Raw genomic sequence first — 14,630 nt, forward strand, 5'->3', positions numbered from 1 at the left:
AGTTTGATGAGTGTGGTAACTTTTAAACTCTTTTCGATGCTCACTTATTTTATAACTAGCAACTTGCGTTAATTACAGACAAAGAGATTTCTAATAACAACGATGCATTACAAAAATAGAAGTTGATGGCACTACAAAAATTAAAATAAACATAGGAGAAATTTAATACCACAACATTAGGGCCATGGGTATCGTTTATTATAAGGACGAGACATTGAAAGCGGCGACAGATCTATAATTAATGGCGTTAGAAGTGACGTTAAAGATAAAAACAAAAATACATTAATAGTAAAATACATTTAAAACTATAAATTACTTACAGTTTTGAGATTAAATCCTTTGGTTTATTAACTAATTTGCATCAATAGAAAATCATAACCTATTCTTTTTATAAAATATTTATACCAATAATTTAATTACTACATTACGCTTCTAAATAATAAACTATGCCATCTATTTTGAGTTTCTGGTGGGTGTTTGTGTTACTGTTCATTGTATTTAGTGGGTTAGTAACTGTAAACCAAGGCACCATTTCTGTTATTACCATGTTTGGTAAATATCAACGTATTTTATTACCGGGCTTGCGGTTTAAGATTCCTCTAATTGAGCAGATTTACAAGCGTATCAGTATTCAAAATCGCTCTGTAGAATTAGAGTTTCAAGCAGTTACTATTGACCAAGCGAATGTGTATTTTAAAAGTATGTTGTTGTATTCGGTTCAAAACGAAAGTGAAGAAACCATTAAAAAAGTAGCTTTTAAATTCATTAGCGACAAAGACCTAATGCAGGCTTTAATTCGTACGGTTGAAGGTTCTATACGTGCATTTGTAGCTACTAAAAAACAAGCTGAAATTTTAACGGCTAGAAGCGAGATTGTAGAATATGTAAAAGAACAAATTGATCATTCGCTAGAAGAATGGGGTTATCATTTGCAAGATTTACAAATTAACGATATCACGTTTGACAAAGCCGTGATGGAAAGCATGAGCAAAGTGGTAGCTAGTAACAACTTAAAAGCTGCTGCTGAAAATGAAGGTCAAGCTTTACTAATTACTAAAACTAAAGCGGCTGAGGCTGAAGGTAATTTTATTAAAATTTCGGCTGAGGCTGAAAAAGAAGCAGCACGATTACGTGGTCAAGGTGTGGCTTTGTTTAGAGAAGAAGTTGCACAAGGTATGAGTCAGGCGGCTGAACAAATGAAGCAAGCTAACCTTGATACGAATGTAATTTTATTTAGTATGTGGACCGAAGCCATTAAAAACTTTGCTGAATATGGTAAAGGCAACGTAATATTCTTAGATGGCAGCACTGAAGGCATGGATAAAACCATGAAACAGGTAATGGGCATGATGAAAACTAGAGAAAATAATAGCTAGTTAAATTTTACCACATAGGCACATTAGGCACAAAGTAAAACAGCATCAGAGATTAAATTTCTGATGCTGTTTTAATTAAATCTGGTATGGTGGTCTATGGAATCAAATATTACATATCGTATTTGGTCTTCTTTTCTGGTACATATTCTAGCTGTTCTAGCAAAGCTTCAGGTGTGGGATTTTTAGTAATGCCAACTGCGATTTGAAACAACGCCAACCACATTACAATGGATGCAATTAACTCGCCCATTGTTAACCAATAACCCCAAAACGCATACACAGCAGCCTTTTTAGGGTTAGACAATTCGTAAATCACTTCTACCCTTTCACCTGCTTGGTAGCTACGAAACAAATAATCTGCATTTACTTGATACGACATTTTACTCACTGTAAAACTAGCTTTTGCTACTAGCTTTTGCGAAGCGCTATCTTTTACAACAACAATGGTAGCTGGTGCAAATTCACCATCAAAATAGTCTGGCTGGCGTGAAAACCAAACATACAAACTGAAAATAACGAGATATAAAATACTGATGAATTTGTACATGCCCCTTGCCCCTAAAGGGGAATTTAAAAGTGTTTGCTTATTTGAATTAACAGTTGATAAAAGTTCCATCAGCCGCAGTGTGCGACGCCTATGCAGTTGAATAACGTTGCAAACGCTGACAAATAAATATTCTTTTACCTTCTATATCCATTAAAATCTTGTTTCAGATAAGTTAATTCAAACTTCTAAAATCAACTGGCACAAGTTTACTTACGCCTGGTTCTTGCATAGTTACGCCGTAAATTACGTCTACAGCACCCATGGTTTGCTTGTTGTGTGTTACAATAATGAACTGCGAGTTATCGCTGAATTTCTTAATCATTTGCGTGAATTTGCCCACATTGGCATCGTCAAGCGGTGCATCTACCTCATCTAAAATACAGAAAGGCGCTGGCTTAATTAAGTAAATGGCAAACAATAAAGCCGTTGCAGTTAAGGTTTTTTCACCACCACTTAACTGCGTGATGGATGATGGTCGCTTACCTTTTGGTTTGGCAATAATTTCAATGCCTGTTTCGGCTAAGTTTTCAGGATTTACCAAAATCATGTCGGCCGTATCTTCTTCTGTAAACAAGGCTTTGAACACTTTTTGGAAATTGTCACGCACTTTATTGAAGGTATCTAAAAACTGTTGGTTAGCCGTTGCTTCTACCTCTTGAATGGTTTGTAACAAGCTGTCTTTTGCATTTACCAAGTCGTTTTTCTGCTCTAAAATAAAGTCATAACGTTTCTTCATTTCGGTGTAAGCTTCTATGGCTGTAGGGTTTACTTCGCCCATATTATCCATACGCTTACGCATACGATCGCTTGTCGCTTGTAGCTCTTCTAAAGGCGTGTCGGTAGTTCTAGTTTCGTCTAAAATTTTATCTAAATCTATTTTAAACTCAACATGCAAACGCTCTTTCATGCCGGCTAGTTGCAGTTTCAGTTCATTCAGTTTGTCTTTTAGTTCGTTAATTAAACTGTCTAATTGCTCTTTGCTTTTCACCTTGCTGCGTAGCTCACTTTCTTTGGCTTGTAATGCATTACGTAAGTTGTAAAATGCTTGGTCAGCCTCATTCAATTTCTTCTCTTCTTCTTCTTTTTTGCGTAGCAAAATCAACAACGCTTCGTGGCTGTCTTGCAAAGCATTCTCACCTTCTTCAATATTCGTAGCGGCTTCAGCTAATTGTGCCGTATTGGTATCAATTTGTTGGTGCAAATCATTCAATTGCTTTTGCTTAAACGCAAGCTCTTGTTGCAACGCAGTGATTTTACTTTGCTGACGTGTTAACTGTAAATTGTTCTCGTTGTATTGCACCGATGCTTTTTGGTAATCCTGTTCAGCTAACTTGTAATCTTGCTCTACCAATTTCAATTGTTCGTTGGTTTGTAGCAATTGTTCGTTTAAGCTTTGCAATGTTTCTCTTGTCGTTGCAATGGCTTCTTGCTCGTCTTCAAGGCGTAGTTGCAAGTCTTCTAAACGTTGTGCTGATGCAGCTTGCTGCGCTTGCGTATTTTCAATTTTATTCTTTGCAGCAAATACTTGGTTGGTTAATTGGTTAACCTCAATTTCTGTTTGCTTAATAGCTTTTTCTTGCAACTGACCACTATAACCAATCACTCGGTTGTGCGTAGTTTGTATTTCTGCTTTTAGCGATTGTACCACCGCATCTAGCATAATAATTTCGTCGTTCAGCTTCTCTAAGTTCTTAGCACGGCCAATCTTTTTACCTTCAAATAAGCCAACGCTACCTCCTGTTAAGGTATATTTACCTTTTACAAACTTGCCCGATTTTTCTAAAATGGTTACGCCATTGCTATTGGTAAATGCGTCTTCATTTTCTGCTATGTACACATTTTGCAACAAGTACTCAGCAAGGGTTTGGTATTCCTCATCTACCTCAATTACGTCAAGGGCTTTGATTGTATTTGCAGGCTGAGGAATATTGCTGATTTCTTGGCCTTTCAATTGGTCTAACAAGAAGAAATTGGCCTTACCTTTTTTATTATCGTCAAGCAAATGCACCGCTTGCATACCTTCTGCCAAATTGTTTACAACATAATAGTTTAGGTATGGCTCAAGCACATTTTCTACAGCGGTTCTGTAGGCTTCATTTACATAAATTATGTCTGATAAAATTGGTGCGCTGTGATTCCAATTTGGGTTTTTATGTAAAAATTTAATGCTCTCAGGATAACCTTCCATCGAGTCAATTAAACTCTTCAATAAGGCGTATTCATTGCGTTTGCTGTCAAGCTTGCGGTTTTCGTCAGCTAGTTGATTACGCAATACTTCTAGCTCTTGCTGCGTAGCCAAAATGTTTTGTTTGGCGGTTTCATGTTGCTCATGTAACACCTGCAAATCAATACGTTTTTGCGCTAGCAAATCTTCTTTTTCTAACGCTTCGTTTTCAAGTTGTTTTAACTGGTACTGACGGTTTTGCTGCTCCTCAATTAACTGTGCAGATGAACGTTGAATATTATTGATTGACGTATCTGCAACGGCTACTTTTTTCTCTGCATCAAACTGATTGCGCTGTATGCTTTGGTACTGATTGCGCAAGCCATCTAAGCCTACACGTTTATCATCAAATACCTGTCTTTTATCGTCAATATCTTGTTTTGCATTGGCTACTTTGTACTGCAATTCTTGTAGTTGATTACTTTCTTCGCCTACTTGAATTTGTGTGTACTGAATGCTATCGCCTAAGTTTTTCAACTGCCCTTCTGCTTTTACCAAAAAGTCTTTAAGATTGGTTTCTTTTTCTTTTAGGTAATGTAGTTTTTGCGAAGCCAAATTCTTCTCATTCTCTTTTGTGCGAAGATTTTGCTGCAATTCGTTGAACTCAATTTGCATACTGTGCAAAGCCTTTTCTTTCTCAATAAAGCCTACTTTTTCTTGTTCTATGGCTGCTTCTTCGGTAGCAATTTCAGCATCCAAGCGCATTTTTTTGTTGGCTTCATTTTCTTGCTGCTCGTTTAGGTCTTTGTACGTTACGTTAAAACCTTCCAATGCAGCTTTTGCTAGCTCTACTGCTATGTCCTTATATTCTTTCTTGAGCTCAAAATATTTCTCTGCCTTTTTCGCCTGATTTTCAAGTGTTTTTAGCTGATTATTGATTTCAAATAACAAGTCTTCAATACGAGCTAAATCTTGCTCGGTTGCATCAAGCTTGCTTTTGGCTTCTTTTTTACGTGTTTTGTAAATGGTAATGCCGGCTGCTTGTTCTAGCATTCTTCTACGGCTGTTTTCCTTGTCACGTATAATATCATCCACCATACCAAGCTCAATAATAGCGTAGCTATCGGTGCTAATACCTGTATCTAAAAACAGGTTATGAATGTCTTTTAAACGACAGCTTACATCGTTCAAGCGATACTCGCTATCACCATTTTTATAAAACTTTCTAGTTACGGTTACAGTGCTAAATTCAGTTGGTAATAAGTTACGTGTATTTTCAAAAGTTAAACTCACTTCGGCCAAGCCACTAGCGCTACGTGTTTTAGAACCATTAAACACCAAAGCCCCTTGATTCTCACTACGTAATGCACTAATTTTTTGCTCGCCAATTACCCAGCGAATACTGTCAATAATATTGCTTTTACCACAACCATTAGGCCCAATAATCCCAGTAATGCCTTCGTCAAAACTTACGACGGTTTTGTCAGCAAAACTCTTGAAGCCCTTGATTTCTAAACTCTTTAATCGCATAGCACTAACCCATTTTAGTACCTGCGAACATACGGTTTTACCAGTAAAAACAAGGATTAACAATTATTCTGTGGACAACTGGTTAGCAACCAAAAGCTAGCTGTTTCAGCTACTTATAAGCATTTCGCAGCATCTATTTTGTAACCGATTGATTTTAAGTGCTTAGAAGGTAAAAATCAGTATGAATTACATAAAAGTTTACTCTAAATTAATCCCCAAAAATTCATTCCAAATTTCCTGCTTATACAAATTGTAAAATCTAGCTGGCGTTACCAAAAAGGTAAATTTTATATTTTTTGCGATGCAAAATTGTTCTGTTGCTACTATTTTTTGCTTCATTTTTGGGATACCAGAAAAGGTTTTTCTTGTAAAACAGACACGTTTTATATGCCGTATACTTTATAATTGTTTAATAATATCTGTCCATTCTAAAACTCTACTGTCAAGATAATCATCATCGTAATTTGTCTCCTGTACTTCCTCAACACTTACACTACTTATCAAATCAATAAAACCAATTTTATACTTTTCAGAAAATGCAATTTTGCTATCAAGTGATTGACCTTTCAAGCTGTGATTGCCAAAAGCAATTGGCAAAAGCTTCCATAAATTATTTCGGCTTCGGCCATAAAAACAGGCTGCTGAATTGCCCATTGCATCAGGATTAAATGTGCCTATAATTAAGGTCTTTATATCCGCTTTAAGCTGATAATCCCTGAATTTATGCGTTACAATTCTCATCCTTTTTTAAAATTTGCCTGTATAAAAATGAAACAGATAACTATATAACAAAAAAGTGCAGCAAATATGATGTGCTACACTTTAAGAAGTTGTTTGAGTTAATTAATATTTTTGACCATTAGGCACATCATAGCCAAATAGATATAACTAGCAGCCGACTCTTGTATTCTTTCATAGTTGATAACAAGTCTTCTAAAATTCAATAGCCAAGCAAATGTTCTTTCAATAACCCATCGTTTAGGTTGTATTTTCCAGTCTTTGGTTTTGTCTGTTCTTTTAACTATTATCAAATTCATATTTAACTTCTTTTGAACCCATTTTTTTAAATTGCCTCTATAACCAGAATCTGCAAAAATGTGTTGTAGATTGGGGTTCATCATATTTTGATTCAACTACTTTTTCAAACACCTGTTTTGCCCCAACACTATCGTGAATGTTAGCAGCGTGTGTTACCAAATTTATTACCAATCTTAAACTATCAACTATGATATGACGTTTTAAGCCTTTTATTTTCTTATTACCGTCAAACCCTTTGCTGTGTCCACTGGTAGCACTCATTCTAACGCTACTACTATCAATAATTCCTATGCTGCAACTCTCATTTTTACCAGCTTGTTTACGAACAGCTTTTCAAATTTCTTGATGCACTATTTCAATAGTTCCATCCAATGTCCATTTTCTAAAGTACCAATAAACTGTTTGCCAAGGTGGGTAATTTTCAGGAAGTAATCGCCATTGACAACCTGTTTTAGTTACATAGCATATCGCTTCCCATACATTTCTTAAATCTCGCTTAGGTTTTCTTTGTGTTTCAATAAACTTTCTATTATTTGCCACTGGAAGTCAGTTGAAAATTTTTTTTGTCATTAACTCTTTAACGAATGACCCCCTTATTTTAGTCTATTAAAAAATATTTATCCCTTTTTAGAGTATTAACTCAAACAGCTTCTAAAATTCAAGAAATAATTTTCTCTCAAGTGGGCTATCAAGAACAATATGACAAGTAACGCAATTCTGTGTCATTCTAAATTCACAGTTTTTGCAGAGTTTGTCTACCTTATGAGTATTCTCAACAAATAGAGCTTTATCTTCTGATATATTCAAAATTTCAGAAGTTGTGCTATCTTCTAAAACTTTATCAAGTTCGTCACGAAGTTTTACAAGTTCAGACCTGTAACACAATACAGTTTTATCAAAATAACTATTCTTCTCAGACACAGTTACTAAATATTTAACTACGTTAATATTGTTGTAATTTTTTATCTTAATTTTTTGAAAACGTATTGGAAGTTTTGACATTATTGTTTATCTATTTAAGTAATTTTAAGTGGTAAGGTAAGGTTGCAGGCAACGCTGGGTGTTTGCCGTTTGTGGTGGAATTTGAAAGGATACAGATAAGACACCTACAAAGCTCAATGATGCACATTGCTGATGGCGAGTTCAGTCGCCCCGCCATAACGGCAGCACTTATGTTACAAGCCGTTTTTATTAGTCAAAATGAAAGGAATAACACCATATAAACAATTCATAAGCAGCTTTGAAAAGTTGGCATATCGTCACGCTTACAATAAAGTTTTTGATGACTTTCTCGGCTTTGCCTTGTTTCTTTTAAACATTGAAAAAACAGATGCAGACTTTGAAATTATTGAAAGATTTGATAAAACTTACAATACAGAGGAAGCCGAAGAAATGAGAATAATGTTTAACTGTTGGCGTGATTTAAGTGATAACAATGGCAACTGCTTTTATGACGCTTTTTAGGCGATTTATTTATGGCTACTTGCTCACAAGGTAGAGTTGGGCAATATTTCACAAACCAACACATTACAGACTTTATGGCAAAGTGTTTAGGTGGAATAATGGTCAACAAAAACGAAACAATGTTAGAGCCAAGTTGTGGTAGTGGTCGTATGCTCTTATATGCTGCAAGTAACCACAGATTTACTTTAATGTTTGGATGTGATATTGATGAAACTTGTTGGAAAATGGCAACTTTAAACATACTAATAAATATTCTTGTTGGCGAAATTGCACACTATAACCCTTTGAGTAATGAGTTTTATAAAAGTTGTCACATTGGCAAAGGAAAAGTAAATGATGTTTGATGTCCAATTTACTACACCAGCAACGATTTTACTAAAAGTAAATTTTCAAGAATTAGCGAACAGGAACGAACTCAAATAACTAATAAAATAATTTCTAAACAACAAACACTTTTTAAAATGAACATATTTGAATTAACGCTACAACACGCAAAAACTTGCACTAGTTCCCTAAAATTAAAAGCTGATAGAGAACGCCAGGCAAAGAGAAATTTAGATCACAGAAAAGAAACTTTGATTGAACAAATTGGAATAGAAGAGTTTAATTATCGTTTGGCATTGCGTGAAAAAGATGCTTGTAAAAATGAAGTTTTAATAAGCAAACTTTCTGCTTTTGTCGATGAAGAGGGTGTTCAAGAAAATGGCTTGTAACGTTGAAGCATTGGCATTGTTGGGGCACTAGCATTCCCTCTGCCCATAACCGAAGCTCAATGATTGCAATATTGCTGATGTTTTATTCATAGCCAAATTTATAACGTCAAGCCTGAACTAAAGCACAAAAAAGAACAAATGCTGAGGCAATATTCATCAAGCCCCAATAATGCCAAACCAACTGTTAGCCGTTGCTTTTATTCTTTTTCACATTAGGTTTGTCTAGGATTTCAAAAAATATTCTATAAAATTCTTTTGGATTTTCATACATTGGAAAATGTCCACTACCCTCTATCCAGTAAAGTTGGGCTGAAGGTTTTGCTATTTTTAATTCGTATGATAAAAAGGCATAAAAGTCTTCTCTGCCACAAAGTACAAATATTGGTTTGTCAAAAGACTTTAAGGGGATTGTCAAATCAAATTTAGTCTTTGCAAAATCATTAAACATTAAATCGAATACTTTAGGGTCGGACTTTTTGAGAATAGAAAATTTTGCATATACAGAATCAACAACACTTTTGTTATTGAACATTACAGATAGAGAAGTCTTCTTTAAATAAGTTTTCTCAGCTTCAGTAGCTGTGTTATTTTCAATTTTTTCAGCAATTCTCATAAGTGTATTGTCTGTGATACTATCAACTCTTGAGTGTTGAAGGTCATAAATAGTATTTAAAACATTTTTATCACTTTTTATTTCTCCAGTACCCAACAGTATTAATTTCTTGATTCGATTTGGATGATGAACTGCATACGATAAGCCTAACATACCACCCCAAGAATGACCAAACAAAATCACTTGCTTGTAATGCAAATGTTCTATCAAAAGGTCAATATCATTCTCTGCATTTTTAACTGTAATGGTTGTTGAATCAATCACTTTAGGTTGAGATAATCCTGTACCTCTTTGTTCCAATAAGTAACATTTGTATTTTGAGCTAAGTGTAATTGCAACATCTTCTTCTTGCTTACAATTACCACCAGGCCCACCTGATAAAATGACGATAGGCTCACCACTTTGTCCATAAGTATGATAATAAAGGTATCCTTGGCTATAAGGAAGGGAATCTAATTTTTGTGCATTAATTGAACTAGCTAAAAATAATAAAATTATTAAAAGTTTGTTTCTCATATTTGTGATGATTTTTTTACGGTTTGGCAAGTAATGGCTAACGAAAAAGGCTTGGCGTTGTTGGGGAATTAGAATTCCGTCTGCCCATAACCAAAGCCTAATGATTGCAATATTGCTGATGTTTTATTCATAAGCCAAATTTATAACGTCCTGCCCGAACTGAAGCACAATAATGAACAAATGCTGAGGCAATATTCGTCAAGCCCCAATAATGCCAGACCAAATGTTGGGCGTAGGCATTATTTGTCTGCCATTAGAGTTTCATAATTTCTTTTATCAAACCTTTTCGTGCATAAAATGCTCGACTAATAGAGCCGTGTCCCGCACCTTTTGTTCTTGCTTGTATCCATTTTCCATCAGCACCTGTCAATGCTGTAAAGCCTTGTGTTGCACATTTATTTCTTATAAACTCATAGTCTGCTTAAATTTCAGAGATTATATTATCATCTTCTAAAAAGTCGAATGATTGTATTTTAAGAAGTTCAGATTTTAGGTTGTGTTTTCCATTCCAAGTTACTGCACAAAAAACAATTGATTTTAATTTCTCCCAACAATGACTTTCAAAGAATGGTGTATCAACTAAAATTTTAGGATTTATCATAGTAAAACTCATAATATCCAAAATCCATCCTCTTGAATCTAAATTTTTTGATTTAAGAAAAGCAGTACTCAACCATTTTTCTTGTACTTTTTCTTGAGAAATAATTTCAGAATTCTTTACTAAAAATATTCTACCACTTTCTGGTACTTTAGATATTTCAATATTACAACCAATCCAACCTGCTCTTCTTGCAGTATCACTTAATGGCTTTCTTTTTTCAATAATATCTGGAACAAAAAAATGCTTTGGAATAATTAAGAAATTATTTACAGAAGCACTTTTCTTATTGTAATTTAAGAAGAAGAAATTAGGGTTATTTTGAGAGTTAATTCTTTCAATCATAGTAGAGTAAGCACCATCAACTATTTTATCCCCAACACTATTTCCATCTTTACTTTTTACTTCAAATTCCTCCGAACAATTACTACAATAAAAATCTGCAACAGGTCTATTATTTTCAAACTCAGATAATTTCAGAAAACCACAGCTTGGACAATAACTATTTTGCTTAACCCAACTTTCAGTAAGCACTCTTGCTATTTGTGAATTGCTTGTATATCCTTTTGCTAAATGTAAATCGAACTGAAGATTCATTAATGTTATGCAGCTTGGTTTGCGTTAGGGATTGAAGTGGAAATCCTTTTTTGAGGAACGAAAAAAAGATTGGAACGAAAAGCCCGACCCTTTAGGGTAACGCCCAAATCCTTCTTGTTTTTGTTAAGTTCACAACCAATGTATTTTCTTTGACCTATTGAGGTTGCTGCAATTCCTGTAGTTCCACTTCCATTGAAAGGATCAAAAATGATGTCGTTAGGATTTGTCGAAGCCAATACAATTCTTTTTAATAGCGATAAAGGTTTTTGTGTTGGGTGTTTGCCAAATTCTTTTTCGTTTTGTGCTGTTGTTGGTATGCTCCAAACAGATCTCATTTGTGTTTCAGGTTTCTTCATTGGATCTTCAGGGAAGTGTCCTTCTTTCATTGCTGAATAGTTGAATGTATGCTTTGCTTTTTTGTCTTTTCTTGCCCATAAAAGTGTTTCGTGCGATGCTGTAAAAAACCTACAACTCAAGTTGGGTGCAGCATTGGGCTTAAACCAAGCTACATCATTAAGCATATGAAAGTCTAACTTTTGAAGTAAAAAACCGCATTGATAAATTGAGTGATAAGTCCCACTAATCCAAATTGAACCTTCGGGTTTTAAAATTCTTCTACATTCACTTATCCAAGTTTCGTGAAATTTAAGATCTTCGCCAAAGCCTTTTGATTTGTCCCATTTGCCTTTGTTTACACTTACCATTCTTCCATTTTGGCAGGAAAATCCATCGTTAGAAAGCATATAAGGTGGGTCTGCAAAAATCATATCAACATAGTTGTCTGAAAGTCGTGCCATAACTTCAAGGCTATCGTCATTGTATAATGCAAAGTCATCAGTTTTGAAAACTGGTTTAATAGAACGTTGTGTTCCATTTTTTGAAATGTAGCCAACCATTTCTTCAAAAACATAGCTTGTCATTACGTTATCTTCCATTGTCAAAGTTTGCAACAAATTTATAGTATTTAGTTTATTTTGTCTTGGTGAAGTTTATTATTGAAACGCTGTTCGGTATGCTTACGCCCAACGAACAGGGCTTGCTGCAGGTGTGGCATTAGTATTCCGTCTGCCCGGAACCGCTGCTGATTGATGAACTAAAAGTATAAGTTAAAAACCAAAAGCCAAATAGCATTCCGTCAAGCCCGGACTGAAGCCGAGTAGCGAACTGCTTCTGATGCTAACAACGTCCAGCCACACTTGCAGCAAACCCCATGTTAGCAGCCGTTCTTTGTCACGTCGGCAAGAAGTTGTTTGCATTTGTCACGAATTTCATTTATCGTGTCGTCTTCATTTGCGTATAAAAATTCGCCATGCCAACCTTTTGAAATTAAGTCTAAACGAAGTTGAGATTTGAATGCTGCTGGAACAATATATTTCTCAATAACTGGTTCAAATGTTTCGTTCCAAGGCTTGTCAAAATCTGCTTGCTCGTCAAGTCCTAACAAAGAGTTTTGGTAAGTCTGCATAGAAAACTTTCCATGTTGTCTTGCTCTCCGTGTTTCTGCTGTATTGTTATCGTAATCTCGTTCAGCGTAAAAACTTGGGTTCATAAACCATGTATCAGTTATGTCTTTTGGATGAATATCGTAAAACTGATGATTTTGATAGCTTTCCGTTTTTATGCTGAAAAGTGGATAGTACATAACAAGAAATTGTCCGTCAACATTGTCAAGGTCGGGATTGTCAACCGCAAAATACAAAGCAACTTCTGGTTTTAATGTCCAATCTAATATTCGTGTCGGAATGCCGTAGTGTTGTGCCTGCATTAGCCAAGCCCAATCATTTTGATAACTTCTCGGTTGTTGATGTAAAAATATTTTATGTAAGTAATTTTTAGCAGCAATCTCACTTTTGAATAGGTCAATCAAATTATTTTCAGCGTCCTTAACTTGTTGTTCTGTTTTTAAATCTCGTGTCAAACTTGGCTTAATTAACCAACTTGAATTTAATTGTCCACGATAAAACTCTTGACGATACGGAAGTCCGTAACCTTGAGTTATTGCTCGTCTATATCTAATCTGTTCAACTAACTTTTCAAATTCTTCAAAAGTTGTTATAGTTCCGTGTATTGTCATGTTGTTTGCAATGAATTTTGAAATGTCGACGTAGAATGGCTGCTAACGAACAGGGCTTGCTGCAGTTTGGGAAATAGAATTCCGTCTGCCCGGAACTGCTGCTGATTGAAAAACTGATGATGAAGATAACAACAAAAAGCCAAATAGCATTCTGTCAAGCTGGAACAAAAGCTACATAAAATTACAAAAAGCCGATTGTTATTCCGTCCGCCCCACTTTTGCCAAACCCCTTGTTAGCTGCATACCCTTCTTCGTTGTCCTACTTGGACTTGAAATAATTGTCAAGAGTTAACAACGCAGACTTAAATTCTTGAAACCTGTCTTTGTTAAGAATTTTTATCAACGCCTTTTCTAAGTCTTGATTTGCTTTCTTGAATTCGTCTAAAAATTGTCGCCCTTTTTTTGTCAATGAAAGGGTTTCTGATTTTTTATTGTTTTCTGTTGGGCTTGTCGCCAAATAACCATTTTCAATTAATTCGTGATTTAGTTTTGAAATAGCTTGTCGTGAAATGCCTAGCTGCTTTGCTACGATATTATGATTGTTTTCCTTTGCCTCAATACGAAGCAGAATGCTTACGTGGGTTGTTCTGATATCTGGATAGCCAATGTCTGCCCATTTTTGGTTTGCTGAATTAGCCAACTGTCTTGACAAGTGGTGAATTAGTCCCGAAATATTTTTTTCATCATTCATTTGGTAATGTCATTTTGTTTGTCATAAATTTGTCAATAGTATTGACATTATGTAAATAATACTGACACAAATATAAAACAATAAAAATGAAAATCGAAAAAGTTAGCTCTGCTGGGTTAGAAGCTCTACAAGTTGCCAATGAACAAAATGTTGCTATTTGCTTGACGGTTATAGACGATGGCGGTCACATTATTTATCAAATCAGAATGGATGATGCAAACTTTATGACGACTGAAGTTTCTTTCTTAAAAGCGAAAACTGCTTTTTTATTTAAGTGTCCATCACATATTTTAAGAACGATTACAGAAAAACTACCTGTTTTGGTTCAAGCAATTCAGCAAGTGCCTGGGGATGCTTGTATGTTAGAAGGTGGCTTGCCCTTAAAACTCAATGACAAATTTGTTGGTGGTGTCGGTGTGTCTGGCGGAAACTTTGAACAGGATTTATTTGTTGCTACTGCTTTTGTTGATTCTTTAAAAGAACTAAATAATGGAAATTAATATTGAAGAAATTCCGTTTGATGTTCGGTACAAATTATTAACTGGAACTGTCGTACCTCGCCCAATTGCTTTGGTGTCTACTATTTCACCAAATGGTGATTGTAACCTTGCACCATTTTCGTACTTTAATATTAGACCTCTTCGACAATTCATTTCAAATCAATGTTTCTGTTATAAAATGCAGCAATTAGATTAACTCTAAATCCAAA

At 35.1% G+C, this 14,630-nt stretch carries 17 protein-coding genes; 5 read left to right on the top strand and 12 right to left on the bottom strand.

Annotation, left to right across the window (positions count from 1 at the left end):
* Nucleotides 1-446 precede the first annotated feature (446 nt).
* Nucleotides 447-1,376 (top strand): SPFH domain-containing protein, encoded by a 930-nt coding sequence (locus ACT9TX_RS17645; RefSeq protein WP_481340283.1) that lies wholly within the window; start codon nt 447-449, stop codon nt 1,374-1,376.
* Nucleotides 1,377-1,485: 109 nt separating this feature from the next.
* Here ACT9TX_RS17645 and ACT9TX_RS17650 read toward each other — a convergent pair whose 3' ends face one another.
* The 7 genes from ACT9TX_RS17650 to ACT9TX_RS17680 all read right to left on the bottom strand — a co-directional run bounded on the left by ACT9TX_RS17650 (nt 1,486) and on the right by ACT9TX_RS17680 (nt 7,657).
* Entirely contained in the window at nt 1,486-1,992 is a 507-nt protein-coding gene (locus ACT9TX_RS17650) for a DUF3592 domain-containing protein (RefSeq protein WP_481340285.1), read from the bottom strand.
* Between the two features lie 103 nt (nt 1,993-2,095).
* Nucleotides 2,096-5,617: a chromosome segregation protein SMC gene (gene smc / locus ACT9TX_RS17655; protein ID WP_481340287.1), complete on the bottom strand. Its 3,522-nt coding sequence runs from the start codon at nt 5,615-5,617 to the stop codon at nt 2,096-2,098.
* Nucleotides 5,618-6,016: 399 nt separating this feature from the next.
* On the bottom strand, nt 6,017-6,358 hold the full coding sequence (locus ACT9TX_RS17660; protein ID WP_481340289.1) for a uracil-DNA glycosylase family protein: 342 nt from the start codon (nt 6,356-6,358) through the stop codon (nt 6,017-6,019).
* A gap of 98 nt (nt 6,359-6,456) precedes the next feature.
* Nucleotides 6,457-6,738: a transposase gene (locus tag ACT9TX_RS17665; RefSeq protein WP_481340292.1), complete on the bottom strand. Its 282-nt coding sequence runs from the start codon at nt 6,736-6,738 to the stop codon at nt 6,457-6,459.
* Nucleotides 6,692-6,946, bottom strand: coding sequence for a transposase (locus tag ACT9TX_RS17670; protein WP_481340316.1), 255 nt, complete (start codon nt 6,944-6,946; stop codon nt 6,692-6,694). The genes ACT9TX_RS17665 and ACT9TX_RS17670 overlap by 47 nt, the downstream gene beginning before the upstream one ends.
* Before the next feature lie 42 nt (nt 6,947-6,988).
* A complete protein-coding gene (locus ACT9TX_RS17675) occupies nt 6,989-7,195 on the bottom strand; it encodes a transposase (RefSeq protein WP_481340294.1) in 207 nt (68 codons plus the stop codon).
* A gap of 111 nt (nt 7,196-7,306) precedes the next feature.
* A complete protein-coding gene (locus ACT9TX_RS17680) occupies nt 7,307-7,657 on the bottom strand; it encodes a hypothetical protein (RefSeq protein WP_481340296.1) in 351 nt (116 codons plus the stop codon).
* A 198-nt stretch (nt 7,658-7,855) separates the two neighbouring features.
* Here ACT9TX_RS17680 and ACT9TX_RS17685 point away from each other — a divergent pair, with 198 nt between their 5' ends.
* From ACT9TX_RS17685 to ACT9TX_RS17695, 3 genes are all read left to right on the top strand, one after another.
* A complete protein-coding gene (locus tag ACT9TX_RS17685) occupies nt 7,856-8,119 on the top strand; it encodes a hypothetical protein (RefSeq protein ID WP_481340298.1) in 264 nt (87 codons plus the stop codon).
* An 11-nt stretch (nt 8,120-8,130) separates the two neighbouring features.
* Nucleotides 8,131-8,463, top strand: coding sequence for an N-6 DNA methylase (locus tag ACT9TX_RS17690; protein ID WP_481340300.1), 333 nt, complete (start codon nt 8,131-8,133; stop codon nt 8,461-8,463).
* 117 nt (nt 8,464-8,580) lie between these two features.
* Entirely contained in the window at nt 8,581-8,832 is a 252-nt protein-coding gene (locus ACT9TX_RS17695) for a hypothetical protein (RefSeq protein ID WP_481340302.1), read from the top strand.
* Nucleotides 8,833-9,016: 184 nt separating this feature from the next.
* Here ACT9TX_RS17695 and ACT9TX_RS17700 read toward each other — a convergent pair whose 3' ends face one another.
* The 5 genes from ACT9TX_RS17700 to ACT9TX_RS17720 all read right to left on the bottom strand — a co-directional run bounded on the left by ACT9TX_RS17700 (nt 9,017) and on the right by ACT9TX_RS17720 (nt 13,921).
* Nucleotides 9,017-9,961, bottom strand: a complete 945-nt coding sequence (locus ACT9TX_RS17700; RefSeq protein ID WP_481340304.1) for an alpha/beta fold hydrolase — start codon at nt 9,959-9,961, stop codon at nt 9,017-9,019.
* Between the two features lie 421 nt (nt 9,962-10,382).
* On the bottom strand, nt 10,383-11,156 hold the full coding sequence (locus tag ACT9TX_RS17705; RefSeq protein WP_481340306.1) for a DpnI domain-containing protein: 774 nt from the start codon (nt 11,154-11,156) through the stop codon (nt 10,383-10,385).
* 5 nt (nt 11,157-11,161) lie between these two features.
* On the bottom strand, nt 11,162-12,091 hold the full coding sequence (locus tag ACT9TX_RS17710; protein ID WP_481340308.1) for a DNA-methyltransferase: 930 nt from the start codon (nt 12,089-12,091) through the stop codon (nt 11,162-11,164).
* 278 nt (nt 12,092-12,369) lie between these two features.
* Nucleotides 12,370-13,230, bottom strand: a complete 861-nt coding sequence (locus ACT9TX_RS17715; RefSeq protein ID WP_481340310.1) for an FRG domain-containing protein — start codon at nt 13,228-13,230, stop codon at nt 12,370-12,372.
* Between the two features lie 259 nt (nt 13,231-13,489).
* Nucleotides 13,490-13,921 carry a MarR family winged helix-turn-helix transcriptional regulator gene (locus ACT9TX_RS17720; RefSeq protein ID WP_481340312.1) on the bottom strand — a complete coding sequence of 144 codons (432 nt, stop codon included), beginning with the start codon at nt 13,919-13,921 and terminating at the stop codon, nt 13,490-13,492.
* Between the two features lie 86 nt (nt 13,922-14,007).
* Between ACT9TX_RS17720 and ACT9TX_RS17725 the strand changes: the two genes are divergently transcribed.
* The gene (locus ACT9TX_RS17725) at nt 14,008-14,421 is read left to right on the top strand and encodes a GlcG/HbpS family heme-binding protein (RefSeq protein ID WP_481340314.1); all 414 of its coding nucleotides are present in this window, start codon (nt 14,008-14,010) and stop codon (nt 14,419-14,421) included.
* Nucleotides 14,422-14,630 lie beyond the last annotated feature (209 nt).

It is taken from the genome of Parasediminibacterium sp. HNIBRBA5674, assembly GCF_056745525.1.

What these genes read in the sequence shown, in the direction of transcription:
- ACT9TX_RS17700 (WP_481340304.1), bottom strand. Translation starts at nt 9,961, where the DNA reads ATGAGAAACAAACTTTTAATAATTTTATTATTTTTAGCTAGTTCAATT.
- ACT9TX_RS17695 (WP_481340302.1), top strand. Translation starts at nt 8,581, where the DNA reads ATGAACATATTTGAATTAACGCTACAACACGCAAAAACTTGCACTAGT.
- ACT9TX_RS17665 (WP_481340292.1), bottom strand. Translation starts at nt 6,738, where the DNA reads ATGATGAACCCCAATCTACAACACATTTTTGCAGATTCTGGTTATAGA.
- ACT9TX_RS17685 (WP_481340298.1), top strand. Translation starts at nt 7,856, where the DNA reads ATGAAAGGAATAACACCATATAAACAATTCATAAGCAGCTTTGAAAAG.
- ACT9TX_RS17705 (WP_481340306.1), bottom strand. Translation starts at nt 11,156, where the DNA reads ATGAATCTTCAGTTCGATTTACATTTAGCAAAAGGATATACAAGCAAT.
- ACT9TX_RS17725 (WP_481340314.1), top strand. Translation starts at nt 14,008, where the DNA reads ATGAAAATCGAAAAAGTTAGCTCTGCTGGGTTAGAAGCTCTACAAGTT.
- ACT9TX_RS17690 (WP_481340300.1), top strand. Translation starts at nt 8,131, where the DNA reads ATGGCTACTTGCTCACAAGGTAGAGTTGGGCAATATTTCACAAACCAA.
- ACT9TX_RS17715 (WP_481340310.1), bottom strand. Translation starts at nt 13,230, where the DNA reads ATGACAATACACGGAACTATAACAACTTTTGAAGAATTTGAAAAGTTA.
- ACT9TX_RS17710 (WP_481340308.1), bottom strand. Translation starts at nt 12,091, where the DNA reads ATGGAAGATAACGTAATGACAAGCTATGTTTTTGAAGAAATGGTTGGC.
- ACT9TX_RS17650 (WP_481340285.1), bottom strand. Translation starts at nt 1,992, where the DNA reads ATGGAACTTTTATCAACTGTTAATTCAAATAAGCAAACACTTTTAAAT.
- ACT9TX_RS17680 (WP_481340296.1), bottom strand. Translation starts at nt 7,657, where the DNA reads ATGTCAAAACTTCCAATACGTTTTCAAAAAATTAAGATAAAAAATTAC.
- ACT9TX_RS17720 (WP_481340312.1), bottom strand. Translation starts at nt 13,921, where the DNA reads ATGAATGATGAAAAAAATATTTCGGGACTAATTCACCACTTGTCAAGA.
- ACT9TX_RS17660 (WP_481340289.1), bottom strand. Translation starts at nt 6,358, where the DNA reads ATGAGAATTGTAACGCATAAATTCAGGGATTATCAGCTTAAAGCGGAT.
- ACT9TX_RS17645 (WP_481340283.1), top strand. Translation starts at nt 447, where the DNA reads ATGCCATCTATTTTGAGTTTCTGGTGGGTGTTTGTGTTACTGTTCATT.
- smc (WP_481340287.1), bottom strand. Translation starts at nt 5,617, where the DNA reads ATGCGATTAAAGAGTTTAGAAATCAAGGGCTTCAAGAGTTTTGCTGAC.